Source organism: Acinetobacter sp. FL (assembly GCF_040744925.1).
GTDB classification, from domain to species: domain Bacteria; phylum Pseudomonadota; class Gammaproteobacteria; order Pseudomonadales; family Moraxellaceae; genus Acinetobacter; species Acinetobacter radioresistens.
The window spans coordinates 1,066,462-1,090,949 of the sequence record NZ_CP160437.1 but is presented as its reverse complement, the minus strand read 5'-3'; the positions used below and the strand labels follow the sequence as shown (position 1 = coordinate 1,090,949).

Here is a 24,488-nt window from a genome sequence, read left to right as displayed (position 1 = left end):
TTTAGTTTCTCATTTTTGTTATTTATTAGCCTTATTCTCTATATAAATCTATGTTAATGTTCATCTAGTTTTTCAGGTGGTTATGGCTTATGTGGATTGCAATCTCCGCACTCAACCTTGCCTTGGCGGTCATGGTAGGTGCTTTTGGTGCACACGGTTTAAAGACTCGTGCCAGTGAAGCTCAACTGGCTTGGTGGCACACAGCAACAGAATACTTTTTTTATCATGCTTTAGGCTTATTGATTTTAGGTGTGATAAGTAAGACTTTGCCTCAACTCCCAATTAAAGGCAGTTTCCTGCTCATCCAGTTTGGTATTTTTCTGTTTTGTGGCTCACTATATATTATGGCTCTAGGGCTTCCACGTGGTCTTGGTGCGATTACACCTATTGGGGGGGCGCTGATGATTGGTGGATGGTTATTGCTGGCCTGGAATGCATTTAAATATTTAAGATAAGAATGGAAATAATGGTATGCAGATCTATTTAAATGGCGAACTTATGCATACGCCCTGCCAGAACCTTTTAGAATTGGTCCAGTCACTTGCACTAGAGGGTAAGCGTTTTGCAGTAGAAATGAATGAAATGATCATTCCTAAAAGCAAACTGGAACATACCCCTATTTCGGATCAAGATCGTATTGAAATTATTCACGCTGTCGGTGGCGGCTAATCTGGAGCTCTTCCATGCAAGATACCCCTTTAATTATTGGTTCCCGTCAATTCAGTTCACGTTTGCTGGTTGGCACCGGAAAATATAAAGACTTAAGTGAAACTGATTTGGCTATTCAGGCAAGTGGTGCTGAAATAGTAACTGTTGCCATCCGGCGCGTGAATATTGGACAGCATCCAGATCAGCCTAACCTGCTCTCTGTTATTCCTCCAGAAAAATATACGATCTTACCGAATACCGCAGGCTGCTTTGATGCTGATAGTGCCATTCGTACCTGTATGCTGGCACGTGAATTACTTGACGGACATAATCTGGTCAAGCTTGAAGTACTAGGTGATGAAAAAACATTATATCCGAATGTTACAGCTACACTAAAAGCTGCACGCACCCTGATTGACGATGGTTTCGAGATTATGGTTTATACCTCGGATGACCCAATCGTAGCCCAAGAACTCGAAAGTATGGGCTGTGTAGCGATTATGCCACTTGGTAGCCTGATTGGCTCAGGTTTGGGAATTCTGAATCCTCATACTATTTCGATTATTAAAGAAAATGCCAAAGTCCCGGTACTGGTTGATGCAGGAGTAGGTACAGCAAGTGATGCTGCAATTGCTATGGAGCTTGGTTGTGATGGTGTACTCATGAACACTGCAATTGCTGCTGCACAGCAACCGGTGGTAATGGCTTCTGCTATGAAAAAAGCAGTTGAAGCTGGCCGTGAAGCATATCTGGCTGGTCGTATGCCACGTAAACGTATGGCAAATGCCAGCTCCCCAGAGACGGGCTACTTCTTTAAATAGTATTAATAAAAAAGGACTCAATATGAGTCCTTTTTTAAAGCAATCAGCTTAAGGAATCAGGCCTTCATCACGCATTGCAATCTGAACAGATTGACGTTCTGCGATTTTGTTGCGTAAAGCCACAATATTCTTATATGGGCTCAGGTCATGTTCAATATGATTTGACCAGTTGGTGAGCACAAATAGATAAGCATCAGCCGGACCAAAATTATCATCAACCAAGTAATCGCATTCCCAGTTTTCCAGATAATTGTCAATATACGTTAGTAGTCGGTCAACTTCAGCATAGGCCTTTTCTTTTTCATCATCCCCCAGTTTACCTGTAAAAAATACAGCGTAAGCGTCATGCAGTTCAGAATTCAGATATCCCAGCCATTCAAGTACTTTGGCACGTCCCATGCCTGATGGCGGAATTAGATCCTGTTTTGGGTCATGCTGGGCAAGAAAAGGAAGAATGGCTACATTTTCAGTTAAAATTAGACCCGGATTGATCTCAAGCGCAGGCACATAACCCTTTGGATTGATTTCGTAATAATCAGTACCTTTTTCTGTTTTATGAGTTTTTAAATTCACTCGCTCTAAATCAAAATCAACATTAATTTCATTTAAAATAATATGCGCTGCGAGTGAACATGCACCTGGAGAATAATAAAGCTTCATATATGATCCTTGTTATTTAACTCATAATGTTTTAAAACGCTTCATAAAGACTTTCAAGTCAACAAAGTTATAAATTGCAAAAAAGCGTAAATATTGAAATAAAATTTACTTTATACAATATTGAGAATATTCAATAATTTTTCAAGTTTTAAAGTGCTATTTTTAGTACCTGCATGTTTTAAGCTTAAGTGAGTGCAAAAAATTTGACTTGCCCTTTTCAGTCTTTAAAATAGCGTTTTCAGATTTTAGTACTGCCAAGATTATGTCAACCGATCAGTTAGAAACGCAAATTACCGAACTGGACAATTTGCCTGAACATCGTGAAATTGTGACATTTATGCGTCGCTCCTCACCGCTAAATACTTCACAGCGCACAGCTCTGGAACAGTATCGTAATTTGATTTTAGAGTATCCAGTGGGTGACTTACGTCAACACTTTGAATACCCTGAACGCCCGCTGACTGTAGAAATTGGTTTTGGTATGGGCCGTTCGCTAGTGCTTATGGCCAAAGCCAATCCTGAGCGTAATTTTATAGGGATTGAAGTACATGTGCCCGGTATAGCACAATGTGTCTATGAAGCAGGTATGGCAGGACTAAAAAATCTGCGTTTACTGGATGCCGATGCTATTCAGGTACTGCGTGAAATGCCAGATAACAGTATCAACTGCATTCAGCTGTATTTCCCAGATCCCTGGCAGAAAAAACGCCACTTCAAACGCCGTTTTGTAGCTCATGAACGTATGGAACTGGTTGAACAAAAGCTTGAACTCGGTGGTACCTTCCACTCGGCTACTGACTGGGAACCTTATGCAGAATGGATGCTTGAGGTTCTAGACAATCGTCCTAGACTGGAAAACCTTGCAGGAAAAGGTCATAGTTATCCACGTCCGGACTGGCGTCCACAAACCAAATTTGAGCGCCGTGGCATTGAAGCGGGCCACAAAATTAATGACTTTATTTTTAAAAAGATTCAATGATTGAAAAAACAAGCTGGTGAATTAAAGTATTCGCCAGCTTAACGCTGTGCAATAAACCCCTCATAACATAAAAGCTGGGTAAATCTTTTGACTTGGCTAAAGCCAGCCTGTTTTAAAAGCTGGAAAGTCTCCTGTTCAGACAAAGCGAAAAAATCACCCTCTAAACGTTGAAGCATGGTTTCAGTCTGCTTTTCACTGAGACCGTTATTTTCACATATATACTTTAAGCTGAGTTTTTCCTGCAGTGATACTATTTTTACCAGATCAAAAGTTATAAACATTCCGCCTGGTTTTAAGGTCTCATAGATCTGTTTTAAAAATTTAGATTTCTCAGTATAACTAATAAAATGTGTGACTAATATAGATAAGGCTGCATCAAAATTCTGACCAGTATCTAGCTGACTCATATCACCCAGAATAAAATTTACTCGATTATTGCCATCAAACTGTTGAACATATTGTTTGGCCTTATCAAGCATGGTGTCAGATATATCAATTGCAGTAAATTTCCACTCTGGAAATTGCTGAAGCAGATAACCCAGCTCATAGCCAGTACCGCAACCTATAATTAATAGGTGTACTTGGTTACCGGCAATGTAAGCTTTCAATAAAGCCTGAATTTGCTGATGTACCAACTCATAACCTGGAATCAGTTTACGGATGTGCTCATTATAAGTGTTCACAACCTTGGAGCTATTAAAATCCTTTGCCATACTTCGGTCCTGTTTTTTTTACTGCTCCAAGTTTGAGCGAATTTAATATTTTTATTTAATACATTGATGTGATTTTAAAATACTTTGACTCATCAATTGGTATATTTCCCTTAAATCTTCACGCTCAGCGTGATTAAGTAGCTGTATATGCATATTAAGGACATTCTGGTCTCCACGCACTGCAGGACCAGTTTGCATTAAATGTGGATCATGTTGCAGTGCCTTCTGGGCAGTTTCACTGATCAAGGGATAAAGCAGCGAAAAATCCACCTGTTGCTGGTCTACTATCTGTTTGGCCAGATCATAACAATAGTTAGTAAAATTACAGGCAAATACGGCAGCGAGATGCAGGCTTAAACGCTGGGCTGAAGAATAGTTATATATCCTTAGACTTAGGCTATTTGCCAAATATTTAAGAATTTCCAGGTTTTTAGCTTCAGTTGCCTCAATAAATATTGGGGTAGCCTGCCAGTCGATCTCACGTTCAAAACTGAAAGTCTGCAATGGATATAGAACACCCGCATGAGAATAATGTTGCGATAGGATATTTAAAGCAGTACTTCCGGATGTATGTACGACGAGACTGCTTGATAAATACGGAGCTAACTGAACAATTGTTTCTGTAATTGCCTGATCACTTACTGCAATAATTATCAGGTCAATCTGTGAATTGATATCATGATACTGATCAATTGGTTCAGCATTGAATTGCTCTGCAAGTTGTCTGGCATGATCCAGATTACGGCTGAACACCTGAACAATTTGATGCTGTTTTGCAAGTCCCCGTGCCAGATGAGTCGCTACCTTGCCTGAACCGATAAAACTAATACGCATAGAAGACTGATAGTGAAAAATAATGCTCTAGCATGCCAATAAAAAAAGGGCGAATCAATCCGCCCTTTTTTTTTCAACAGTCATCCATTAAAACAGGTTATTGAGATAGACACTACGTTCAGCAGTTTTCTGATTAAAGCATTTGGTGTACTGCATATCCTGATTTTGCTGCTCCATGGCTTTATCCCAGTAACTTGACTGCTTTTGATAAACCTCGCGTTCTGCTTCAGGAATCTGATAAACACTTCTCTGCGAGATTACCTTACAATCTACATCACGTTTTTCAAACCAGTCAGACTGGTCTTGCTTTAACTGAGTACGCTGCTCTTCTGTCAGACTGTCCCAAATCTGGTTCAAACGTTCTACCTGCTTCTGTTTTTCAGCATCCAGTTCTTTTTTGCGGATATCCATTGCTTTTTGTGCAAGTTCAGTCTGGACAGTATTCTCATGAACAGATTCTTTGATAGAATTTTGAATTTCCTGATTTTCTTTGACGTAAGCTGTATATTGCACTGCTTTTACCGTCACAAAAACCACACCATCGATGACTGCGTTCTGATTAGGAATATCCAGACTCAAGCCTTCTTTGTCAGTCTTGCTAATGTCATAAGAAAATGTACCGCGCAACTGGTTATTATTTAGGGATAAACCTGATTCACCTTCTTCCAGATAGTCAGCTATAGTCGTTCCGCCCTCACATTCTTCACAGTTTTCTAGGTATTTCTGATAGGCATTTTCTGCACGTTGCAATAAGCCTTTTGGAAAATGTACAACCAGCTGACTTTCACAGTTTAACTGATTCGCATTCTTAGGATCTTCGGTCACAGTACGCACATTTTTAACCTCAAATCTTAAGCTCTGGTTGATCTTAGCCAGAAGCTCCCGGTCTGCTTCATAATAGTCAGACTGCCTGAGGTTCTTTTCAACTTCTTTTAAATATTCACTTTTAAGGTATTTTTGAATCTGGTTCAGATTATCCTGATTGGTACAGCTCCAGTCTGCCATATCCTGAACAGCTGCCTGATCCTGCTTATCTTTATTTTTAAAGCCATCACATCCCCCTAATACAGCAATACATGAAAGCATTGATAGGGCTAATAATTTTTTCATCTTTAATCCAGAGTGTATTGTAATTTTATGGGGCGTATTTTAATCAGGTTTTGAGGTAACTGACCAGATTTCTCATGCTTATTTTTATCTACAGTTCAAACTAATAAAATAATATAAACCTTTTTTATATTTTATTATTAAAGCGCTTTATAAAACACCAAGCATAAATCTGCTTTAATCTATCAATCGTTATTTTAAATTTTTATCTTCATTAAAATATGAAAATTCAAATGATATAGAAAGGCCAGTTTAACTGACCTTTTTAAAAATATTTGTTTTATCTAATATTAAAATCATGAAGCAGGTTTAACGCCTTGTTCATTTACTTCACGAACTACACCCGTATCCGTATTCAAAATTTCAAACTCAATCCGGCGATTCTGAAATTTGCCTTGACTGGTTGCATTATCAGTGACCGGCTGGTCCTGACCATATCCTAAAGCTTGCAGCTTACTTGGGCTCACCCCCCGGCTTACCAGATAATTCACTACAGCCTGGGCACGCTGTACAGACAGATTGTTATTAACAGCTTCACTGCCTTCAGCATCGGTGTGGCCTTTTACAGTGACGACTACATTTGGCACACGTTGCAACAGGGCGGCCGCCTGATCAAGAATCGGTTTATTAACATCCGGTACTTGTGCAGAACCGCTGGCAAAATGAATTACTTCAAGATTCAGTGCGGTAGCTATATCTAGTGGTTTAATATTATCAGGATTAATTTGTGATAAGGTACGTTCAGCATCTGTAACTCCAGCATGGGTTGGCTGAGGATTGCTGGCAACGGGTTGTTGGGTGGTGATAGTCATATCTGGTACGAGCAAGCGAATCTGGCTAACCAGACTCTGTGCATCACTATTATGGGAAGACTGGATATTAATTTCTTTACCTATCCAGGTGATTGAAGAGTTTGGTACACCCTGTACGATTTTCAATACACTTGGTAAAGCATCCTGATTCATAAAACTTGCATGATAGATAGACTGTGTATCTACACCACAACCAGAAGGATGACTAAAAGTATACTTAACCTCGCCTTGTAAAATATCTACATATTTTAAATCACTGATTCGTATTTGGCAGGTAATCAACTCACCTTCATCTCCAGTGGTTAACTGAAAGTATGCTGGCTGGGTTCCATTGACTACAGTCTGCTGATCAGTCTCTTGATCATCATCACACGCCCTGAGCATCAGTGCTGCCAAAATTGCTAAAACAACAATACCAATCAATGGCCATAAAAGATTGGTTCTTCGATCCTCTATAATGACCGGATCTGGTTCCCGTGGCGCCTGATAAAGAGTTTCCCCTGCGGCAGGATTAATACCTAGACCGGCTAATAGCGCCATTGCCCAGTGTGGTAATACTGCCAGAATAATATCCTGATGAGTATAAAGCAGATGTCTGATCGCTTCCGGGTCTGGACTACCCGCCTCTTCGATTAAAACAGCCATTGTCGGTGTAATAGACTGGTTTAATATGCGCTCGGTTTCGAGATGAGGAATACTACCACTTACCTGATTTAAAAATTGTTCTTTAAGAGCGATATGATGTCCGAATAATTCATTTAGAGTCGGATTTAACTGGTTTTCTAAAGAAGGTATCAGCTCAGGCCGAGCTTTTAAAATGGCCAGTAAAACTGGATAAAATTGTGCCAGTGCATCAGACTTTTCTACCAGATAAGTGGTCTCACCTTCTAGAACAATAGCTGAAACCTTTTGCCTCAATAATTCAATAAAATTTATACTCATCATCATTCTCTCTTTTATTGGCATTATTATTGGAATTAATGCATTTAAAATAAGCTGTTTTTTATACTATGCTGAATATTAATACGGTTACTAGCGAAACTCTTTAGAAATAACAAAATGTTATAGAAATTTTAATAAATCACTGAAAAACTCAATAAGAAAGCCAGCTTATGCTGGCTTTTCTATTTCTTCCATATCATTCTGTTTAAGGCAGGAATATTTCTACAACCTTACCTTGCACCTTTTGCTGAATCAGTGGTGTATTTTTACCTTTAGACAGCATATTTTCCTTACTGACTGTCCATTCCAGATCAGGATCAACCAGTACCCAGCCTGATTCTGACTGCCAGCGTTTTACCATATTGGCTACTCGTGCCGGCTCCAGCGTTACTTTTTCTACCCATTCTAACGGGCTGAACAGGCCTTCTTTAACCAGCTGGATACCAAACGGAATATAAGTATCAAATGCACTGATTCCCGGCAAGGTTTCTGCAAACGGCGCCATTTTAGCAGAACCGGATAAGGGTTCATGATGCGTACAAATGGCATCAATTATTCCCGATTTCAAGCCTTGGCGTAATAGTTCCTTATCCTGTGCTGAGCGTAGAGGAGGACGTACATGCGCCAGTGAATTGAATCCATCTGTTAACTGGTCAGTTAAATGCAACTGGTGCATGGCAACATCAGCAGTTACAGGTAAGCCTTTGGCCTTAGCAATCTGGATCAGTTCAACAGATGCGCCACAAGACAGCAGACCAAAATGGGCACGTACTCCGGTTGCCTCTATCATAAGCAGATATTTAGCAATAGCGACGGTCTCTGCCATAACCGGAATCATAGGCAAGCCTTGGCGTGAAGCGACAAAACCTTCATGGGCACAGCCATCTTTGGCAATTTGCGGCTCTTCAGCATAAAACACAACGGTCATATCCAGACCCGCTGCATATTCCAAGGTACGGATAACTACATCATCATTCTCAAAAGGTGCATGAGCATTAGAAACTGCAGTACATCCACCTTTTTTCAGACCCGCCATATTAGCAGGCTGCTTACCATTTAGACCTTGAGTCTGTGCACCGATAATATGCAGATAAATACCACCATCTAACATAGCTTTCTCTTGTAAGCCATGGATCAGCGAGCCATTATCCTGAACAATCGGCTTGGAGTCTGGCGGTGTAATCACATGCAAAATACCATTATGACGTGCAGCCCGGCCTTCAGATTTTAATGTCCCATGCTGCTGCTGACCCGGTTCGCGCAAACGTGCACACAGGTCAACCATAGTTGGCATAAGCCATTTACCTTGTCCATTAATAGTTCTTTCGACATCATCACTGGCATCGACACGCGTACCATTTTGCAAAAAGATTGTTTCAATCCTGTCAGTTTTGGCGATCGGGTCAAGAACGCGTACATTTTCAATTTTGACAATACTCATTTCTTTACCCTTATATCGCCAACGCTTCAATCAAACCTTTCTCTTCTAACTGCCCTTGCATTGTTAGTGCCAGCACAGCCATACGTACTGCTATACCGTTGGTCACCTGACGCAAGATTACTGACTGCGGACCATCAGCGATGCTGGAGTCGATTTCTACGCCACGGTTCATTGGGCCTGGATGCATGACAATACAATCCGGTTTTGCTAATGCCAGCCGGTCTTCATTCAGTCCATACATTTTATAAAATTCAGACTGTGAAGAAAGTGCAGGTGAATCAATACGTTCATTTTGGATGCGAAGTGCAATAATGACATCGCAATCTTTTACGCCTTCATCCATGTTATTAAAAAGTCGGACTTCCGGACCAAATTCCTTAAAGCCAAAAGGTAATAAGGTATTCGGCGCAATGACGCGGATATCTTTACAGCCTAAGGTCTGTAGCGCGGCTACATCCGAACGTGCTACCCGTGAATGTTTGATATCACCAATAATGGCAACACTTAACTCTTCAAATGGCCGGGCAGTTTCACGACGGATCGTAAGCATATCCAGCATAGCCTGGGTGGGATGGGCGTGACGTCCATCTCCCGCGTTAATGATCCCGATATTCGGGCACACATCTTTTGCAATAAAATGTGCAGCACCTGAAGATGAATGGCGTACAACAAAAAGATCGGCCGCCATTGCTTCAAGATTCCACAGCGTATCACGCAGGGTTTCACCTTTAGATGTACTGGAACGGGCGATATCAATATTCAGTACATTGGCTGATAAACGTTTAGCAGCAGCTTCAAAAGTTGTGCGGGTGCGGGTCGAGTTCTCGAAAAACAGGTTCATGACCGTACGGCCTTCGAGTAAAGGTGAGGTTATGAGTTGATTTTGATCACTAAAAAAGGAAGAAGCAGTATCGAGAATTTTTATGAGGGTTTGCTGGGAAAGGCCTTCAATGGTCAGAAAATGTTTAAGATGACCGTATTGATTGAGCTGAATCTGACTCGGCGTATGCAGTGCAGCCAAATGCATGAGAGATTCCTTAGACGTTAAGTTAATGCATTATATAGATTCTCCCTCAGTTTGGGCAGCCAGATTTTTCAAAATTTTTAATAGAATTATTTATTTTATGAACTATTAACTATCTATTTCAAAAAGATAAATTAAATCAGTTCTTCATATTAAGAAATTATTTTTCTTTATTTAAATAAAAATCCAGATTAAGTCTTAAAACTTCCCTGTTTAGAGCATTATTATCTGAGTGCACCAATATAATGATGAGCTACCTGTGCCTGATAATCTGGCTCTTTCGTCACCTCTCTATCAAACGACTCAGTGCTCTCTTCATTATTTTGTGCTTCCACCTCTGCCATGATTGGTGGACAAACTAGAGCAGAGAGACGTGTTACCAAACGGATGAGTTCTGCATCCTGCGTTTTCTTGGCCAACTCCATGACATACTGAGTGTAGTTTTCACTTTCCACCATATACATCACATCAATTACGCGTCCAGATACACGGCGTAAGCGTGTATAAATTAAAGTTGCGATAGAAAAAATATCACTGTGATTTGAAGATAAAATATTCATAAAATCCCCTTGTTTTATTTTAAAAAATATTAAGTCAGTTTTGTACATGGTTAGTACATCTGCTTGTATGGCAAATAAACACTAATATGCTCAAGAATTTAGCAAGATACATACCAGAAATTTAAAATATGAAAGGAATTACGTCTAAACCTGTTTAGTTTTATCAAGAGAAATCATTCTCTTTAATAATGCGCGGGATAATGAAGATAAACAATTTCTGAAATAACTTCTTAAGATCATCCGCCTAAAACAACGAAAATACGTTAAAATTGTCGTTTGCTTGTCTGGTTTGGAAATTTGCATGAATGCATCGCAACGTTTATCTACTTATTGGGTCACCTGTGCTGATGGTTTGGAGCTCTTGCTTGAAGAGGAAATCGCACAACTCGGTGCGTCAAATGTAGAACGCAAACCAGGCCGGTTAGTTTTTCAAGGTTCTCTGGAGACTGCTTACCGTATCTGTATGTGGTCACGTCTGGCCTCACGCGTATTGTTACCCATTCATACCCAGGAAATCGAGTTTAGTCATGATGCCCGCGATGTGGCTGAAGAACTGTATGATGGTGCCCTTAGCTTTGACTGGTCACTTATTTTTGCACCTCAAAGTACTTTTGCTATCCGTCTGCACGTAGAGCGTGATATTAAGGTCAATACCCAGTTTGCCACCTTACGTGTCAAGGATGGTGTAGTTGATGCCTTTATGGAAGCAGTGGGCCGCCGTCCTAGTATTGATACAAAGCAACCAGAAATTACCTTATATGTATTGGCTGGTAAAACTGAACATACTTATTGTCTGGATTTATCAGGAGATTCCCTGCATAAACGCGGCTATCGTCACTATATGACCGATGCACCGATTAAAGAGAATCTGGCAGCAGCAATATTACATAAGGCTGGTATTGAAAAAAGAAAGCCGGATATTATTTTAGATCCAATGTGCGGTTCAGGTACGTTTATTATTGAGTCTCTCATGATTCTGACTGACCGGGCTCCGGGCCTGGTACGCCGTTTTGGCTTTAATGGCTGGCATGGTCATGACCGTGAATTATGGATGTCCCTTAAAGCCGAAGCAGTAGAACGCCACGAGCGGGCACTTGAACAGCCTTTACCTAAATTTTATGCTTTTGATGCGGACTGGGAAGCAGTTAAAGCTACCCGCCAGAATATTGCTGCCGCCGGATTCGAGAAACAGCTGGAACAGATTCAGGTAGAAGAACGTACACTTGCTGACTGGCCTGAATTCGATGCGGCTGAAAAAACTGCATTTATTGTCACCAATCCCCCATATGGCGAACGTTTAGGTGAGAAAGCTTCTAACCGGGCACTTTATCTCGGTTTATCTGGCCAGTTACAGAAACACTTTCCTAACCAGTATGCAGCAGTAATTGCGGCACAAGTAGAACAGGCAGATGTTCTGGCATTTGAGCATCCTGAAACTCTACGCCTGATGAATGGTAAGCTGCCAATTTATATTCGTTTTGGAACGATCAAGCCTGCATCCGATAACATACCTTTCTTAGAAAAATGGCAGCCTCAAAATGTAGAAATTGAAGGTGCTCAAGATTTTGCTAATAGATTGCAAAAAAATATGCAAACCTTGAAAAAATGGGCAACCAAGGATCGTGTGTTCTGCCTGCGTCTTTATGATGCAGATCTGCCTGATTTTAACGTTGCAGTTGACTTGTATGGTGACCGTCTGCATGTGCAGGAATATGCTCCACCAAAAACGATTGATCCGGAAAAAGCCAAGAAACGCTTTAATTTGGCACTTGCCGCTATCCGGACAGTGACGGGCTTGGGGCGTGATGCGATATTTATTAAAACTCGTGCCCGTCAAGCAGGTAAAGCACAGTATGAAAAGCAGAGTACGGCGTCCAAACGGTTTATTGTTCAGGAAGGACAAGCCAGAATTTTAGTGAACCTGACAGATTATCTAGATACCGGACTGTTTCTCGACCACCGTCAAATGCGCCTACGTATTGCCCGTGAAGCTAAAGGTAAACACTTCCTGAATCTGTACAGTTATACTTCTACAGCCAGCCTGCATGCTGCACTCGGCGGGGCAGCCAGTACAACCAGTGTAGACCTGTCAAATACCTACTTAAACTGGTCTAAAGAAAATTTTGTTTTAAACGGATTAACTGTTGACCATCCTGACCAGCAGCACCAGTTCTTTGCCAGTGACTGTTTTGAGTGGCTAAAAGAAGGCCATGAACAGTATGATATGATTTTTATTGATCCGCCCACTTTCTCAAACTCGAAAAAGTTCTACGGAACCTTTGATGTACAACGTGACCATGTTTCATTACTTAAACGTGCCATGAACCGTCTTACAACCGAAGGTACGCTTTATTTTTCAAATAATTACCGCGGTTTCGAGATGGATGAAGAAATTGAAGCCATGTTTGATATTGAAGAGATCACTCAGGAGACTATCGGGCCGGATTTCAAACGCAATCAGAAAATTCACCGTGCCTGGAAAATCCAGCATTATCCAGTAAATTAAGTTTTATCTAGATAAAGTTATGTATAAAATAAAAAAGCCCACATTGAATGTGGGCTTTTTTATACAAATTTAGTTAAGTTTGAGCTTATCAAACTCAAGATGGCCATGTTCCCCTTTGATCAAAATATTATCTCCAGCCTGGAATTCACCAGAGAGAATTTTTTGTGCCAAAGTATTTTCTACCTGTGACTGGATAGCACGTTTCAATGGACGTGCCCCATACACCGGGTCGAAACCTGCATCAATTAACAGATCAAAGGCTGTATCATCTATTGTCAAGCTCATATCGCGTTCAGCCAGACGTGAACGTAAACGTTCCAGTTGAATGTCAGCAATACCACGAATCTGTGATTTTTTCAGTGAATGGAAAATCACCAGCTCATCGATCCGGTTAATAAACTCCGGACGGAAATGATGGCTTACTGCATTCATAACCACAGAACGCATTTCTTCATCACTGGCGCCTTCACCCAGTTCACGAACATCTTGTGAGCCCAGATTCGAAGTCATTACAATGACAGTATTTTTAAAGTCAATCACTCGTCCTTGCGAGTCAGTCAGTCGGCCATCGTCCAGTACCTGTAATAAAATATTAAAGACATCTGGATGAGCCTTCTCGACTTCATCAAACAGAATAACACTATAAGGTTTACGACGTACTGCTTCAGTCAATACCCCCCCTTCTTCATAACCTACGTAACCTGGAGGTGCGCCTACCAAGCGGCTGACTGAATGTTTTTCCATAAACTCAGACATATCAATCCGGATCATGGCATCGTCACTATCAAACAGGAAATTCGCTAAAGCTTTAGTTAATTCTGTTTTACCTACACCCGTTGGGCCAAGGAACAGGAATGATCCACTTGGGCGGTTTGGATCTGACAATCCGGCACGTGAACGACGAACAGCATTAGATACCGCAACTACAGCTTCATCCTGCCCAACTACGCGATTATGCAGAAACTCTTCCATATGCAGCAGTTTTTCACGCTCACCTTGCAGCATTTTCGCGACAGGAATACCTGTGGCAGCACTGACGACTTCTGCAATCTCATTATCAGTCACTTTATTACGCAGCAATTTAGGCTCTTCGTGGTCTTCAATCACTTCGTCCTGCTCAAGCTGTTTTTGCAATTCCGGAATAACACCATATTGCAAACGGCTGGCTTCAGCCCAGTCTCCTTCACGTTGGGCTTTTTCTAAAGCAACCCGAGCCTGATCCAGCTCCACCTGTGCTTTTTTGGTTCCCTCTACCAGCGTTTTTTCAGCCTTCCATACTTCTTCAAGATCATTATATTCTTTCTGAACTTCCTCAATCTGTTTTTCCAGATAGTTGACTTCAGGCTTGCTTCCGGCATCTTCATCTTTCTTAACGGCTTCAAGCTGCATTTTCAGTTGAATCAGACGACGGTCCAGTTTATCCAAAGCTTCAGGCTTAGAGTCCAGCTCCATTTTAATTCGTGAAGCTGCCTCATCAATCAGGTCAATGGCTTTATCCGGCAGCTGCCGGTCAGTAATATAACGATGCGACATTTTCGCTGCAGCAATAATCGCCGAGTCCAAAATTTTGACACCGTGATGCACTTCATAACGTTCTTTTAAACCACGCAAAATTGCGATGGTATCTTCTACACTTGGTTCATCTACAAGAACTTTCTGAAAGCGACGTTCAAGTGCCGCATCTTTCTCAATATACTGACGGTATTCATCGAGTGTAGTAGCACCCACACAACGCAGCTCACCACGGGCTAGAGCAGGTTTGAGCATATTACCTGCATCCATGGCGCCATCGGTTTTACCTGCACCTACCAGTGTATGTAACTCGTCAATAAACAGGATCACCCGACCCTCTTGTTTAGCCAGGTCATTTAAAACCGCTTTCAGGCGCTCTTCAAATTCACCACGATATTTTGCACCAGCCAGAAGTGAACCCAAGTCTAAAGACAGTACCTGTTTATCTTTCAAGCTTTCTGGGACTTCACCGTTTACAATACGCTGAGCCAAGCCCTCTACAATGGCTGTCTTACCTACTCCGGGTTCACCGATCAGTACCGGGTTATTTTTGGTACGTCGTGACAAGACCTGAATCGTACGACGAATCTCATCATCACGGCCAATAACCGGATCAAGTTTTCCGGCCAGTGCACGTTCAGTGAGGTTAATGGTATATTTATTTAATGAGTCGCGTTGTTCTTCATGATTATTACTCATGACTTTCTCACTACCTCGAATTTTTTCAATTACGGGACGTAGCGTCTCTGCAGTTACGCCCACTCCGTTTAAAATAGTTTTACTATTTCCTGACTCTGCTAGTGCCAGCATGACCCAATCGGTAGATATAAATTCATCTCCCGCCTTTTGTGCATAACGGTCAGCCAGATTTAATATTTTTACAGCATCAGGATTTAAATTAATATCTCCAGTGGGGTTAGATAACACTGGCGCATCATTTAAGGCTTTTTCAAGCCGTTGCTGTAGTTCACGAAGATTGGCACCTGCCTGTTGTAGCAAACTTAAGTTGGAAGGTTCCTCAATTAAAGTTGCCAAAATATGGATACTGTCAATTGCAGTATGATCTTTACCCATTGCTAGAGACTGGGCATCAGATAGAGCCTGTTGTAACCGGTTAGTAAATTTTTCGAATCGCATTCTTGTTATTCCTCACAACAATTCTGTACTTGAGTAATAGATGGGAACACTTTTGTAAAATTCAAACAGAATTATATATATTTTTCAAAAGCTTATTAAAACAAAAACATTAGATTTCAGTTATAATATGAGCTCACATCATGAAGGTTTCAAGTATAGGGAGTTCTTTTTCATAAAAATAAACAATAAAAAATGCCGGTAGAAACCGGCATGCTGATTTAGGCAGTCTAGACTGCTTAAACCGTTTCAATAATTTCATAATCGTGAGTAATTTCTACGCCGCCATCGGAAAGCATTTTACTGGCAGAACAGTATTTTTCAGCAGAAAGCTCAACTGCCTTGGCAACCTGTTTTTCTTTTATATCTTTACCTTTCACAACAAAGTGCAGATGAATTTTGGTAAATACAGCAGGAATGGTATCAGCACGTTCAGCTTTAAGCTGGCACACCACGTCCTGAATATCTTGGCGAGATTTTTTCAGAATCGTCACAATATCAAATGAAGCACATCCACCCAATCCCATCAGGATAAGTTCCATCGGGCGCGGTCCACGGTTCTCTCCACCATATTCCCCTGACCCATCCATGACGACACTATGACCACTTTCAGATTTAGCTTCGAAAGCAACATTCTCTAGCCAATGAACACTTGTTTGCATTGCAACTACCTAAAAAAAGCTATAAATTTACCAAGTACCTGTACACTAACATAAAACGAGTTGATAAGGAATTTCATCTCTGCTGTGTGACAAGTTCATCTTAGGTCTTGTGCGATCTTCTTATTATCCCCTTCGGAACTCTAGGCATGAATTCTAATTTTTCACAACTCAGTACTGACGCCCTTTCTCCAGGTCAACTACCTGAATCGGTGAAAGCACTACTAAAACGAGCAAAAATTAACAGATTTCCAAAACGTACTACCATTATTGATGCCGGTACAGAATCCAAATCTTTATATCTCATCCTTAAAGGTTCTGTTTCTATTGTACTGCGCGAAGATGATGACCGTGAAATTGTGGTAGCCTATTTAAATCCAGGTGACTTTTTCGGAGAAATGGGGCTTTTTGAAGCCAATCCACAACGTACAGCTGAAGTTCGTACCCGGGAGATGTGTGAAATTGCAGAAATTAGTTATGAGAATTTTCATGAACTGAGTAAACAATTTCCCGATTTAAGCTATGCAGTATTTGCCCAGCTCGTGCGTCGCCTGAAAAACACTACACGTAAAGTAACTGATCTGGCTTTTATTGATGTGTCTGGACGAATTGCGCGCTGCCTGATTGATCTGGCATCTCAGCCTGAGGCCATGATTTTACCTAATGGCCGCCAGATCCGTATTACCCGTCAGGAAATCGGCCGTATTGTAGGCTGCTCACGTGAAATGGTTGGCCGTGTCCTCAAAACTCTTGAGGAGCAAGGTATGATTGAAACAGAAGGTAAAGCGATACTGATCTTTGATAGTTCACTTGAACAGAATAATGAATCATCTGCCTCAGATTTTGATACTGAAGATGAAGAATAAACTCTAGTTTTTATCTATTGAATTAAAGGCAAATCTTCGGATTTGCCTTTTTCTTGGTAAATATTCTATGAACCATTCTCATACTATCGGCCAGTTAGTTATCTATTTCTCATTATTGTGTCGAGTACTATTTTTTCATCCAGAATTTGTAGATCAGGCAACGCTTAACTAACCTTAAGACCAAGTTGGCTATCTCTATACCCTGTATTATGCTAATAACAGAATTTTAAAGGGATCATTATGAAATTTCATCCACTTGCCCAGACAGGGATTAAATTACCAGAAATCTGCCTAGGTACCATGACTTTTGGTGAGCAGAATACCCAGTCCGAAGCTTTCCAACAGTTGGCATATGCTTTAGAACAAGGTCTGTACTTCTGGGATACTGCAGAAATGTATCCGGTTCCGCCTAAACCAGAAACCCAAGGTGCCACTGAACGTATTATTGGTAACTGGATTTCCCAGCATGGTGGCCGTGATAAATTATTCTTGGCTTCTAAAATTGCAGGCCCCTCTCAAGGCGGTAGCCATATTCGTAATGGTAATACCCGTTTTATTGCTTTAGACATTTCTACTGCACTAGACCAATCCCTACAAAGATTACAAACTGATTATATCGATCTGTACCAATTACACTGGCCATAGCGTCCGACCAATTTTTTTGGTCAACTTGGTTATGGTAACCAGCATGTAGAACTATCTAACCAGGTTACTCCACTAGAAGAGACACTTACTGCCTTAAATGATGAAATTAAGAAAGGTCGTATCCGCTATATTGGCCTTTCCAATGAAACCCCATGGGGGACCATGAAATTTTTACAATTAGCGGAAAAAATGGGACTAGAAAAATTTGTAAGTGTTCAAAATCCCTATAATTTATTAAATCGCACTTATGAAATTGGCATGGCAGAGATTGCCCAATATGAAGGTGTCGGCTTACTGGCTTACTCCCCACTGGCATTCGGTTATCTGACTGGCAAATTCCGCAATGGCGCACGACCTGCAAATGCACGGGTAACACTCTACTCGCGTTTTTCACGCTACTCTAACCCGCAATCCGAATGGGCCACCGAACAGTATGCTTTGCTTGCAGAAAAGCATGGGTTAACATTAACGCAGCTAGCACTGGCATTTATTAAGCAGCAGTTCTTTGTCACCTCAACAATTATTGGCGCAACCAATCTGGATCAGCTTAAAGAAAATGTAGATGCCTTTAAAATAGATTTGAGTCCAGAAATTCTGAAAGGTATAGAGGAAATTCATAAGCAGCAACCTAATCCGGCGCCTTAACGCAGCCCAATAAAAAAAGGATGCCGTGGCATCCTTTTTATAAAATCAATTTTATTTACGCTGATTATAAATTGCCTGTGCTGCTGGCAGATTCTTACGCATTGCAGCAATACGCTCACCATTTGATGGGTGCGTCGATAACCATGAAGAGCCACCTGCCCCTTCAAGCTTGTTCATTTTTTCCCATAAGGTAATCGCAGCTTGCGGATTATAGCCAGCACGTGCCATTAATATTAAACCACCCTGATCGGCACGGCTTTCCAGACTGCGTGAATAGGGTAAACCCACGCCTACCTGAGCACCCAAGTCAAGCGCTGCTGAACCTAGGCTTCCAATAGCATCACCCGCATAAGCCTTGCCTACATTTAATGCCAAACCAGTTAAAGCCTGTGCACCAATCTTGCTTTTAGCATGCTCTTCAAGGGCATGGACCATTTCATGACCCATAACTGCAGCAATTTCTGCATCAGTCAGGTTAAGCTTGTTGACAATACCGGTATAGACCACCACCTTACCGCCTGGTGCAACATAGGCATTAATCTGGTCAGATTTCAAAACAGTTAGCTGCCAATCAAATTTCACACCAGTCTGGTTCATCTGGTCAGCATACGGACGCAAACGGTTAAATACAGTATTTACACGACGGTAAGTACTTGAAGACGTATCTAGCTGATTCTTAGCACGTGCTTCCTGCACCATTTGATTATAGCTTTGTGCGGCTGTTGCATTTAGGGTCGCAGTATCTGCGCCGGCAAAATCAGCAAGTGTGCTACATCCTGATAATGTCACTGCACCAGCAGCAAAAAAGCTGAGTAGAATTTTGTTGTTCATTATAATGCTCTCCACATGGATGACACGGTCATCCTCAATATAAACAGATGCATTATATTGAAAGCGTCATCACCTTAAAATATATAAACGCTTCATAATCATAGGATTTATGTAATTAGTATTTTTTGATTATAAAGGTATTCTTTAGAGCCAATGGCTAAGCGCATCAGTGTTCAAACTGCTTAAGGCATGATGTTTTCGTTAATATCACTCATGTCTTGGTTTACAAAATGAGCTTATTGCTTGTTTTCTATTATTTTCAAAATCTATCTCAAATAAATCAGGTCATCTTAACCGGATAGAATTATTAGAGAAAACTGATAAGAATCCATGATACCAAACACACCAGATCCAGTACAAAATAAAAGTGGGCAATTGGCTCAATCTTGTCCTCAATATCAACTTTTTTTCGTTTCCATAATATATAAAAATTCTGAATCAGGATGAGAGGCGCAATGATCGCAGCCAGTACAAAAGATAAAGCCAGCAAAGTTGTCCAGTGTTGTTCAAGAGCACCATTAGTCTGTATGTAAATCATCCACATCGCTAATGTGGGTGCGCCGCCAATGGCAAAAAGCAATGAGTAAAACATGGTCTTAGACGTGTTACTTTGCATTTTCTTTCCTGAACATATTCAACTAAAGATTTTAAAAGGCAGATTAATCAGCCTGTACATTTTTTACAGCACGACTTTAGTCGGTGAGTAGCTTGGTGTACATAAAAAAGCCCCGCTGAAGCGAGGCTTTTAACCATTTATTATTTAGGCATCAAACGGATGGCGCAATACAATAGTTTCTGCACGGTCCGGACCAGTTGAAATGATGTCAATCGGACATTCAATCAGCTGCTCAATACGTTTGATATAGGCGACTGCATTGGCAGGAAGCTGATCAACACTGGTAGCCCCCACTGTTGACTCAGTCCAGCCCGGCATAGATTCGTAAATGGGTTTCAGGTTTTCATATGCCAGTGCATCAGATGAACCTACACAACCAGAATCTGTATCTTCATAGCCTACACAGATTTTTACTTCTTCCAGACCATCCAGTACATCAAGCTTAGTCAGGCAAATACCTGAAAGCGAATTTACATCAACAGAACGGCGCAGAATTTCAGCATCAAACCAGCCACAACGGCGCTGACGTCCAGTAGAAGCACCAAACTCATGACCGACAGTGCCCAGATGTTTACCAATTGCATCGCCCTTATCAGCAGCTGCATCATAAACCAGTTCGGTTGGGAACGGTCCTGCACCTACACGTGTGGTATAAGCTTTGGTAATACCTAATACATAATCTAAATGCAAAGGCCCCAGACCTGAACCTGAACTTACACCACCAGCGGTAGTATTTGATGAGGTCACAAACGGATATGTACCATGGTCTACATCAAGCAGAGAACCTTGTGCACCTTCGAACATAATGTTCTCACCATTTTTACGGTAGTTGTGCAGTTCAGTAGTTACATCCACAACTAACGGAGCAATAACTTCACGCCACTGATCACAAAGTGTAAGTACATCTTCAAGATTTACAGCTTCAACACCATAGTATTGAGTTAACTGGAAATTATGATAATCCAGAAGCTCAGTCAGTTGAGCTTTAAGTGCCTCGCCACCGCGTACCAGATCAGCAACGCGGATGGCACGACGTGCAACCTTGTCTTCATACGCAGGTCCAATACCGCGACCGGTCGTGCCGATTTTAGCATTACCGCGTTTTTTCTCACGTGCCTGGTCAAGGGCAATATGGTTAGGCAAAATAAGTGGGCAGTTAGGAGAAATACGCAGGCGCTCTTTTACCGGTACGCCTTCTTTTTCCAGAATGCTCATTTCTTCAATTAGTGCTGCTGGAGAAAGCACCACACCGTTGCCAATCAGGCACAGAACATTTTCACGCAAGATTCCTGATGGAATGAGGTGTAAAACAGTCTTTTTACCACCGACCACTAGTGTATGGCCCGCATTGTGTCCACCCTGATAGCGAACAACTGCAGCCGCCTGATCAGTGAGCAGATCGACGATTTTACCTTTACCTTCGTCGCCCCATTGGGTACCAAGTACCACAACATTCTTGCCCATAATAGCCTCATTACATCATGCTGTTAAAATTGAAAACCAGTTCGAATGACATGAACATTCAAACAGGCGATTAAATTTTTTCGAGATTCCAGTGACCTGCAACTTGCACTAACTGGTGTGTTGCATTTGGCACAGAACTCAAGTCATCTTGTCCAAGCAGCTGAACTACACTCAGCCCTTCTGTACGTAACCGCTCAATCATCTTTAACAAGTCGGTATCGGTACCTTTAGGGGCAACAACAATACTTAACTCATTAAACTGGCCTGCACTTAAAGCATATAAGTCACAGCTAAAACCAGTTGCAGGGCGCGCCCGTCCGAAATGCTCACCAATACCATCATAACGGCCACCCTGTGCCAGTGGTGCTGCACGGTTTGGCGCATACACGGCATACATCAGACCAGTATGATAATGGTAAGAACGCAGTTCGACTACGTCGATACCGATATGCAGGTTCGGCCAGCGTGCCTGAATTTCAGACTGCGTAGTTTTCACTGCATCAAATGCCTGTTTAAAGGCTGCATTCTTTAAAATTTCAGCACTTAAATTTGCTTCTAAAGCACCCAGATCACTGGCATAGCGTCCAAGTGCATAGAAATCTGAACCAAAATGAAGTGTTTGGGTAAATTCTGCCAGCTCCGGTAGAGCTTTGCGCTGGTATAAATCCGAAAGTTGATGTTCAGTAGCTTTATTTAAGGCCGCTTGTTTTACCAGACTACGGAACAGTCCTACATGGCCCAGATCCAGGTGAATACCATCAGTCAGGCCAGCTTTCTGAATCAGGTTGATCATCAGGTCAACCATTTCAACATCAGCATCTATACTTTCTGAACCAAAAAGCTCGGCACCCAGTTGCAGCGGTGCACGGGTGGCACTAAAACCCTGAGGTTTAGTATGCAAGACAGTACCTGCGTAGCAATAGCGAGCTACACCTTCTACCGGACGCACATGTGCATCAATACGGGCTACTTGCGGAGTCATGTCTGCACGTATACCTAGTAACCGGCCTGTTAACTGGTCAATTACCTTGAAAGTGGCAAGGTCCAGGTCTTGATTTGCTTCTGAAAGAGAAGATAGAGATTCGATATATTCTATAAAAGGTGTATAGACTAACTGATAACCTCGTGAGACGAGGAAATCTAAAGCTTTACGGCGCAGTTTTTCAATTATTTGCGCTTGTTCTGGCAATACATCAGCTACACCATCAGGTAATAACCATGTCTCTGAAATGGGCATGCGGTAAACCTAAATTCTTGTCAGCGCGGAAATGATCCGCATAAAAAAATCGGGAACACACCCGATTTCTCCTATCTTAGCACGATCATTTCAGTCATGCACCAGAGTTTTTCAGTTTTATAAAAGCTTTCTAAGTTTGGCCTAATTTTTATGTTTAATGAAATAAAACAGAGACTTTTACCGAGCTTTTACTCTACTGTCTAAACTTTTCATACAGAGAGCAACTACACTTTATATTTTGTATCAGACTTCAAAGCACAAAATGAATTTTTGAAAATTCAAAATTATAAAGTCGGTTTTAAATATAAATTATCAATTTTACTCTTTTATTTTAGTTCAGTCTTTCCAAGCAAAGCCTGGTATTTTTTAAGCAAAATCACCAACTCTGCATTTTGTTGTTCGAGCGCATTTAGTTTAGTTACGGTCTGGCTAAGAATTTCACGATCAGCATGTACACTTTTAACCAGTTCCTGCATGATTTCTAGCGTACGTTTCAGATTCCCTTCCAGAAGAACAATTTTTTCTTCCAGATGGTGTTGCTGATCCAAGTCCGTTTCCATATTCTGTTCTTTGCGAAAGTTTAGCCAGAACAGAAAAATGACCGCAAATATTAATACAGCAATAAAAGCCCACATCAGTAAAAACATCGTATTATCCCCAAGAAAAAGTTAAAGACCGTGTTGTAAATATTTGGCGGGTGGTCCTTCTCAATTCATCCTATATATCTGTTATTCAAAAGACTGGCATAAATCCAGCAAACGGTTGGCATATCCCCACTCGTTATCATACCAGGCAAATACTTTGGCCTGGTGCCCGACCACCAGAGTCTGTGATAGATCGACAATTAATGAATAAGGTGAATGGTTAAAATCACTTGACACCAGAGGCTCATCGGTCACCGCCATAATCTGGGCATAATCATATTGCGCGGATTTGATTAATACTTCATTAATTTTATGTACTGTAATAGGCGTATGCGAAATAAAGGTCAGATCAATAGCCGCGACATTAATTGTAGGTACACGAATCGAATAGCCCTCAATCCGGTTTTCCATTTTGGGCATAACCCGTTTTAAGGCCCCCAATGCACTAGATGTAGTAGGAATAATATTCTGACCTGATGCCCGGGCACGACGCAGATCGCGATGAGCTTTATCCAGTACGGTCTGGTCTGCAGTGACGGCATGAATCTCGGTCATCATGGCTGTATCTATGCCAAATGCGTCATCAATAATCTTGACGAGTGGTACTAAAGCCTGGGTGGTACAAGACACGCTAGAGATAATCTGGTCACTGGCTTTAATTTCATGGTGATTCACCCCATATACAATTGCAGCATCCACCGTGTCAAAAGGTGCAGCACCTATAATAACGCGTTTCGCACCAGCCTTAATATGTCGGGTAGCCGCCTCACGTGAACGGAATAGTCCGGTACATTCCAGTACAACATCAACATTAAGCTGCTGCCATGGAAGCGCTGCCGGTTCCGCGATATTTAATACACGCACATTGAGTGTTTTTGTACCGGCAGAAATATTTAGCACAATCTGTTCATTTTTCTGTGATATTTCTACATTCCCAGCAAAACGGCCGTGAGTAGTATCATACCTGAACAGATGAACCAGAGTTTCTACATCAGCAATATCGTTAATGGCTACAATATCAAAATTAAAGGCTTTCGGGTTTTCAAACCAGGCACGCAGTACATTTCGACCGATACGCCCAAAACCATTGATGGCCACTCGCTGCATGACAGATCCTTGTTTTACCCAGTAAAAGAACAATGCCTATGTTAAAACATCCAGCTTGTACTTGGACACAGCATTTTTGAA

Annotated in this window: 22 protein-coding genes and 1 pseudogene; 7 read left to right on the top strand and 16 right to left on the bottom strand. The window is 41.4% G+C overall.

All coding sequences use genetic code 11. The features are described 5' to 3' along the window. Positions 1-89 precede the first annotated feature (89 nt). Genes ABZP31_RS04925 through ABZP31_RS04915 form a run of 3 tightly spaced genes read left to right on the top strand, consistent with a single transcriptional unit; the run spans position 90 to position 1,469 of the window. Positions 90-455, top strand: coding sequence for a DUF423 domain-containing protein (locus tag ABZP31_RS04925; protein ID WP_005014926.1), 366 nt, complete (start codon positions 90-92; stop codon positions 453-455). Positions 456-471: 16 nt separating this feature from the next. Further along, positions 472-669, top strand: a complete 198-nt coding sequence (gene thiS, locus ABZP31_RS04920) for a sulfur carrier protein ThiS (protein ID WP_005014927.1) — start codon at positions 472-474, stop codon at positions 667-669. 14 nt (positions 670-683) lie between these two features. Next, entirely contained in the window at positions 684-1,469 is a 786-nt protein-coding gene (locus ABZP31_RS04915) for a thiazole synthase (RefSeq protein ID WP_005405640.1), read from the top strand. A gap of 48 nt (positions 1,470-1,517) precedes the next feature. Here ABZP31_RS04915 and ABZP31_RS04910 read toward each other — a convergent pair whose 3' ends face one another. Further along, entirely contained in the window at positions 1,518-2,129 is a 612-nt protein-coding gene (locus tag ABZP31_RS04910; RefSeq protein ID WP_005014936.1) for a glutathione binding-like protein, read from the bottom strand. Between the two features lie 262 nt (positions 2,130-2,391). Between ABZP31_RS04910 and trmB the strand changes: the two genes are divergently transcribed. Beyond that, positions 2,392-3,108, top strand: coding sequence for a tRNA (guanosine(46)-N7)-methyltransferase TrmB (trmB, locus tag ABZP31_RS04905; protein WP_005014937.1), 717 nt, complete (start codon positions 2,392-2,394; stop codon positions 3,106-3,108). Between the two features lie 38 nt (positions 3,109-3,146). Here the strand turns inward: trmB and ABZP31_RS04900 are convergent, their stop codons facing one another. The 7 genes from ABZP31_RS04900 to ABZP31_RS04870 all read right to left on the bottom strand — a co-directional run bounded on the left by ABZP31_RS04900 (position 3,147) and on the right by ABZP31_RS04870 (position 10,541). Continuing rightward, positions 3,147-3,821, bottom strand: a complete 675-nt coding sequence (locus ABZP31_RS04900) for a class I SAM-dependent methyltransferase (protein WP_005405476.1) — start codon at positions 3,819-3,821, stop codon at positions 3,147-3,149. A gap of 51 nt (positions 3,822-3,872) precedes the next feature. After that, positions 3,873-4,655 carry a Rossmann-like and DUF2520 domain-containing protein gene (locus ABZP31_RS04895; protein WP_005405644.1) on the bottom strand — a complete coding sequence of 261 codons (783 nt, stop codon included), beginning with the start codon at positions 4,653-4,655 and terminating at the stop codon, positions 3,873-3,875. A gap of 87 nt (positions 4,656-4,742) precedes the next feature. Next, positions 4,743-5,765, bottom strand: coding sequence for a lysozyme inhibitor LprI family protein (locus ABZP31_RS04890; protein WP_005405562.1), 1,023 nt, complete (start codon positions 5,763-5,765; stop codon positions 4,743-4,745). 293 nt (positions 5,766-6,058) lie between these two features. Then, positions 6,059-7,519, bottom strand: coding sequence for an OmpA family protein (locus tag ABZP31_RS04885; RefSeq protein WP_034593673.1), 1,461 nt, complete (start codon positions 7,517-7,519; stop codon positions 6,059-6,061). A gap of 202 nt (positions 7,520-7,721) precedes the next feature. Next, entirely contained in the window at positions 7,722-8,957 is a 1,236-nt protein-coding gene (locus tag ABZP31_RS04880; protein ID WP_005025398.1) for a dihydroorotase, read from the bottom strand. Between the two features lie 10 nt (positions 8,958-8,967). Continuing rightward, positions 8,968-9,984 (bottom strand): aspartate carbamoyltransferase catalytic subunit, encoded by a 1,017-nt coding sequence (locus ABZP31_RS04875; protein ID WP_005025396.1) that lies wholly within the window; start codon positions 9,982-9,984, stop codon positions 8,968-8,970. Positions 9,985-10,205: 221 nt separating this feature from the next. Beyond that, positions 10,206-10,541: a hypothetical protein gene (locus tag ABZP31_RS04870; RefSeq protein WP_248134085.1), complete on the bottom strand. Its 336-nt coding sequence runs from the start codon at positions 10,539-10,541 to the stop codon at positions 10,206-10,208. Between the two features lie 301 nt (positions 10,542-10,842). Between ABZP31_RS04870 and rlmKL the strand changes: the two genes are divergently transcribed. After that, positions 10,843-13,047, top strand: coding sequence for a bifunctional 23S rRNA (guanine(2069)-N(7))-methyltransferase RlmK/23S rRNA (guanine(2445)-N(2))-methyltransferase RlmL (gene rlmKL / locus ABZP31_RS04865; RefSeq protein WP_248134083.1), 2,205 nt, complete (start codon positions 10,843-10,845; stop codon positions 13,045-13,047). 69 nt (positions 13,048-13,116) lie between these two features. Here rlmKL and clpB read toward each other — a convergent pair whose 3' ends face one another. Both clpB and ABZP31_RS04855 read right to left on the bottom strand, forming a co-directional pair. Beyond that, on the bottom strand, positions 13,117-15,696 hold the full coding sequence (gene clpB, locus ABZP31_RS04860; RefSeq protein WP_248131099.1) for an ATP-dependent chaperone ClpB: 2,580 nt from the start codon (positions 15,694-15,696) through the stop codon (positions 13,117-13,119). 236 nt (positions 15,697-15,932) lie between these two features. Next, entirely contained in the window at positions 15,933-16,355 is a 423-nt protein-coding gene (locus tag ABZP31_RS04855; RefSeq protein WP_248131100.1) for an OsmC family protein, read from the bottom strand. 146 nt (positions 16,356-16,501) lie between these two features. Between ABZP31_RS04855 and crp the strand changes: the two genes are divergently transcribed. Further along, entirely contained in the window at positions 16,502-17,218 is a 717-nt protein-coding gene (gene crp / locus ABZP31_RS04850) for a cAMP-activated global transcriptional regulator CRP (protein WP_005014956.1), read from the top strand. Positions 17,219-17,458: 240 nt separating this feature from the next. Further along, positions 17,459-18,508 (top strand): annotated as a pseudogene (locus ABZP31_RS04845) (NADP(H)-dependent aldo-keto reductase). Between the two features lie 51 nt (positions 18,509-18,559). Here the strand turns inward: ABZP31_RS04845 and ABZP31_RS04840 are convergent. The 6 genes from ABZP31_RS04840 to ABZP31_RS04815 form a co-directional block, all read right to left on the bottom strand. Continuing rightward, complete coding sequence (locus ABZP31_RS04840) at positions 18,560-19,339, bottom strand: M48 family metallopeptidase (RefSeq protein WP_005014959.1); 780 nt, start codon at positions 19,337-19,339, stop codon at positions 18,560-18,562. A 307-nt stretch (positions 19,340-19,646) separates the two neighbouring features. Further along, positions 19,647-19,955 carry a phosphoethanolamine transferase domain-containing protein gene (locus ABZP31_RS04835; protein WP_005014961.1) on the bottom strand — a complete coding sequence of 103 codons (309 nt, stop codon included), beginning with the start codon at positions 19,953-19,955 and terminating at the stop codon, positions 19,647-19,649. A gap of 144 nt (positions 19,956-20,099) precedes the next feature. Further along, positions 20,100-21,419, bottom strand: a complete 1,320-nt coding sequence (locus ABZP31_RS04830; protein WP_075040065.1) for an adenylosuccinate synthase — start codon at positions 21,417-21,419, stop codon at positions 20,100-20,102. Positions 21,420-21,489: 70 nt separating this feature from the next. Beyond that, a complete protein-coding gene (locus ABZP31_RS04825) occupies positions 21,490-22,656 on the bottom strand; it encodes an ATP phosphoribosyltransferase regulatory subunit (protein WP_248134081.1) in 1,167 nt (388 codons plus the stop codon). Positions 22,657-22,982: 326 nt separating this feature from the next. Then, a complete protein-coding gene (locus ABZP31_RS04820) occupies positions 22,983-23,303 on the bottom strand; it encodes a hypothetical protein (protein ID WP_248134080.1) in 321 nt (106 codons plus the stop codon). 81 nt (positions 23,304-23,384) lie between these two features. After that, positions 23,385-24,407, bottom strand: coding sequence for a type I glyceraldehyde-3-phosphate dehydrogenase (locus ABZP31_RS04815; RefSeq protein WP_005014969.1), 1,023 nt, complete (start codon positions 24,405-24,407; stop codon positions 23,385-23,387). Positions 24,408-24,488 lie beyond the last annotated feature (81 nt).

Bases quoted from the DNA above. Each gene is read 5' to 3' on its own strand.
- ABZP31_RS04925 (WP_005014926.1), top strand. From the start codon at position 90: ATGTGGATTGCAATCTCCGCACTCAACCTTGCCTTGGCGGTCATGGTA.
- thiS (WP_005014927.1), top strand. From the start codon at position 472: ATGCAGATCTATTTAAATGGCGAACTTATGCATACGCCCTGCCAGAAC.
- ABZP31_RS04915 (WP_005405640.1), top strand. From the start codon at position 684: ATGCAAGATACCCCTTTAATTATTGGTTCCCGTCAATTCAGTTCACGT.
- ABZP31_RS04910 (WP_005014936.1), bottom strand. From the start codon at position 2,129: ATGAAGCTTTATTATTCTCCAGGTGCATGTTCACTCGCAGCGCATATT.
- trmB (WP_005014937.1), top strand. From the start codon at position 2,392: ATGTCAACCGATCAGTTAGAAACGCAAATTACCGAACTGGACAATTTG.
- ABZP31_RS04900 (WP_005405476.1), bottom strand. From the start codon at position 3,821: ATGGCAAAGGATTTTAATAGCTCCAAGGTTGTGAACACTTATAATGAG.
- ABZP31_RS04895 (WP_005405644.1), bottom strand. From the start codon at position 4,655: ATGCGTATTAGTTTTATCGGTTCAGGCAAGGTAGCGACTCATCTGGCA.
- ABZP31_RS04890 (WP_005405562.1), bottom strand. From the start codon at position 5,765: ATGAAAAAATTATTAGCCCTATCAATGCTTTCATGTATTGCTGTATTA.
- ABZP31_RS04885 (WP_034593673.1), bottom strand. From the start codon at position 7,519: ATGATGAGTATAAATTTTATTGAATTATTGAGGCAAAAGGTTTCAGCT.
- ABZP31_RS04880 (WP_005025398.1), bottom strand. From the start codon at position 8,957: ATGAGTATTGTCAAAATTGAAAATGTACGCGTTCTTGACCCGATCGCC.
- ABZP31_RS04875 (WP_005025396.1), bottom strand. From the start codon at position 9,984: ATGCATTTGGCTGCACTGCATACGCCGAGTCAGATTCAGCTCAATCAA.
- ABZP31_RS04870 (WP_248134085.1), bottom strand. From the start codon at position 10,541: ATGAATATTTTATCTTCAAATCACAGTGATATTTTTTCTATCGCAACT.
- rlmKL (WP_248134083.1), top strand. From the start codon at position 10,843: ATGAATGCATCGCAACGTTTATCTACTTATTGGGTCACCTGTGCTGAT.
- clpB (WP_248131099.1), bottom strand. From the start codon at position 15,696: ATGCGATTCGAAAAATTTACTAACCGGTTACAACAGGCTCTATCTGAT.
- ABZP31_RS04855 (WP_248131100.1), bottom strand. From the start codon at position 16,355: ATGCAAACAAGTGTTCATTGGCTAGAGAATGTTGCTTTCGAAGCTAAA.
- crp (WP_005014956.1), top strand. From the start codon at position 16,502: ATGAATTCTAATTTTTCACAACTCAGTACTGACGCCCTTTCTCCAGGT.
- ABZP31_RS04840 (WP_005014959.1), bottom strand. From the start codon at position 19,339: ATGAACAACAAAATTCTACTCAGCTTTTTTGCTGCTGGTGCAGTGACA.
- ABZP31_RS04835 (WP_005014961.1), bottom strand. From the start codon at position 19,955: ATGCAAAGTAACACGTCTAAGACCATGTTTTACTCATTGCTTTTTGCC.
- ABZP31_RS04830 (WP_075040065.1), bottom strand. From the start codon at position 21,419: ATGGGCAAGAATGTTGTGGTACTTGGTACCCAATGGGGCGACGAAGGT.
- ABZP31_RS04825 (WP_248134081.1), bottom strand. From the start codon at position 22,656: ATGCCCATTTCAGAGACATGGTTATTACCTGATGGTGTAGCTGATGTA.
- ABZP31_RS04820 (WP_248134080.1), bottom strand. From the start codon at position 23,303: ATGTTTTTACTGATGTGGGCTTTTATTGCTGTATTAATATTTGCGGTC.
- ABZP31_RS04815 (WP_005014969.1), bottom strand. From the start codon at position 24,407: ATGCAGCGAGTGGCCATCAATGGTTTTGGGCGTATCGGTCGAAATGTA.